The 2374-nt window shown below is 39.4% G+C and carries 2 protein-coding genes; both read left to right on the top strand.

From position 1 onward, the window contains the following. A partial coding sequence (locus AC1DPQ_RS24930; protein ID WP_477611210.1) for an acetyl-CoA C-acyltransferase occupies nt 1-1152 on the top strand: 1152 nt, incomplete at its 5' end. Nucleotides 1153-1189: 37 nt separating this feature from the next. Continuing rightward, nucleotides 1190-2086, top strand: coding sequence for a hypothetical protein (locus tag AC1DPQ_RS24925; protein ID WP_477611209.1), 897 nt, complete (start codon nt 1190-1192; stop codon nt 2084-2086). Nucleotides 2087-2374 lie beyond the last annotated feature (288 nt).

Raw genomic sequence — 2374 nt, 5'->3', positions numbered from 1 at the left:
GCTGTGCGAACGCCTATTGGCAGTTTTGGAGGCTCATTAGCTCAATTTTCTGCTACTCAACTTGGCGGCTTTGCCATTAAGGCTGCTATTGAAAAAGCTGGCTTAAAACCAGAACATATCCAAGAAATRTATATGGGTAATGTTTTATCTGCAAACCTAGGGCAAGCGCCAGCTACACAAGCTGCAAAATTTGCCGGTTTACCAGATTTACCTGCCACTACAATAAATAAAGTATGCGCTTCGGGCACAAAAGCAATTATGCTTGCCGCGCAAAGCATTGCAAATGGCGATAATGAAATTATTGTAGCAGGTGGCATGGAAAGCATGAGTAATGTCCCCTATTACCTCGATAAGGCAAGAAATGGCTATCGCTTAGGCCATGGGCAAATTACAGATGGCTTGGTAAAAGATGGACTATGGGATGTTTATAACGATTACCATATGGGCGCTGCCGCCGAACTTTGCGCAACAGCATGTAACATCAGCCGCGAAGCGCAGGATGATTTTGCAATAGAATCGTACAAAAGAGCACAGGCAGCACAAACTTCGGGCAAATTTGCCGGCGAAATTGTAGCTGTAGAAGTGAAAGACCGCAAAGGCGAAATTACCCTGGTTGATACCGATGATGAACCAACAGCCGTTAAATTTGACAAAATACCTTCATTAAAACCTGTTTTCAAAAAAGATGGAACAGTAACTGCAGCAAATGCATCTACCTTAAATGATGGCGCAGCGGCATTGGTTTTAATGAGTGCCAATAAGGCAAAAGAACTGGGCTTAACACCTTTGGCCAAAATATTAGGCTATGCTGATGCACAACAAGCACCGGAGTGTTTTACAACTGCACCTTCAAAAGCAATTCCATTGGCTTTACAAAAGGCACATATCGACATTAAGCATGTTGACTTTTTCGAAATTAACGAAGCTTTTTCTGTAGTTTCCATTGCGAACAATCAACTTTTAGAACTAAACGACAGCCAGGTTAACGTTAATGGTGGCGCCGTTTCATTAGGTCACCCACTTGGTGCATCCGGCGCAAGAATTGTAGTTACCTTACTTTCGGTTTTGGCACAGAACGACGGAAAAATAGGCGTTGCCGGAATCTGTAATGGTGGTGGTGGCGCAAGTGCGCTTGTTATCGAGAAATTATAAATTTTTGGTTTTGCAAAATCCTTGCGCATTTGATCGTATGAAACTTATCAGATTTTATATCCTTTTAATCTTTGGAATGCTAAGCTTTAGCTTAAAAGCACAGCAGGCACCAAATAAATTAGAAGTTTTTCAAGATACACTGATTAAAATATCGGCAAGGGTTATTGCAGCTCAAAGCGATGCACAAAAATTAGAAATAAATGGCAATTTTGTAAAAACTTTGGTAGAAGCCTTAAAAGCCCCCAATTCTTTTTCTTATCCATTCGATTCGCTTAAAAACGTATCGGTAATTAAATCATCCGATCAGGATTTTAGGATTTTGAGTTGGTATGTACTACTCCAAAACGGTACATACCGCTATTATGGCGCCATCCAAATGAATACCAAAAGCGGCCCTTTGAAACTTTATCCCCTGATCGATAATACCCAAAATTTAGCCGACCCGAATAGCATTACCAATAACCAAAAATGGTTTGGTGCCAGGTATTATGAAATTGTTCCGGTAACCAGTGGAAACCGCTTGCCCTATTATGTACTTTTAGGCTGGAAAGGAAATACACCATTTACCACTAAAAAGGTAATCGACATCCTTTCTTTCGATAAAGATAATCTCACTTTTGGTGCCCCGGTTTTTGATGGAAAAGAACTAAAAGGAAAAAACAGGGTAATATTTGAGTACGCTAAATCGAATGCAATGACTTTAAAAACGGATTTAAAAGCTGGGATGATCGTGTTCGATCATTTAGCATCATTCAATCCGGAAATGAAAGATACATTTGAATATCATGGATCAGATGGCACTTTTGATGGTTTTAAAATCATTGGCGGAAGACTAAAACTGCAGGAAGATATCACACTTAATAACGATCCGAATGCGAGCGACGAACTTTATGCCGACCCAAAGAAAAACGTAAAACCCATCAGAAAGTTTTAAATCTTAACAAACCTTAACAAATCATTTACCTAACACATCATTTAAAAATTTGTGAGTTTGGCATTCGCTGACTATATTGCGCCCTGCTTAACTGGCTTAAACAACACACAAATTCTGAATTCATAAACTAAAACCAACAAATGTTTTATGCAAACATCTAATGAAACCATTAGTATTGACCATAGCAAGGAACTAGATCTCCACTTAGACAGTAACAATGTATCCAAAGAAAAATTATTTAGCCACCCGGTAGGCCTCTTTGTGCTACTTTTCACAGAAATGTGGGAA

The sequence above is a fragment of the Pedobacter sp. 01T416_2 genome (assembly GCF_056398925.1).
Note: the sequence above shows the minus strand (reverse complement) of the source record. Positions and strands in the feature narration are given on the sequence as shown.

Bases quoted from the DNA above. Each gene is read 5' to 3' on its own strand.
- AC1DPQ_RS24925 (WP_477611209.1), top strand. From the start codon at position 1,190: ATGAAACTTATCAGATTTTATATCCTTTTAATCTTTGGAATGCTAAGC.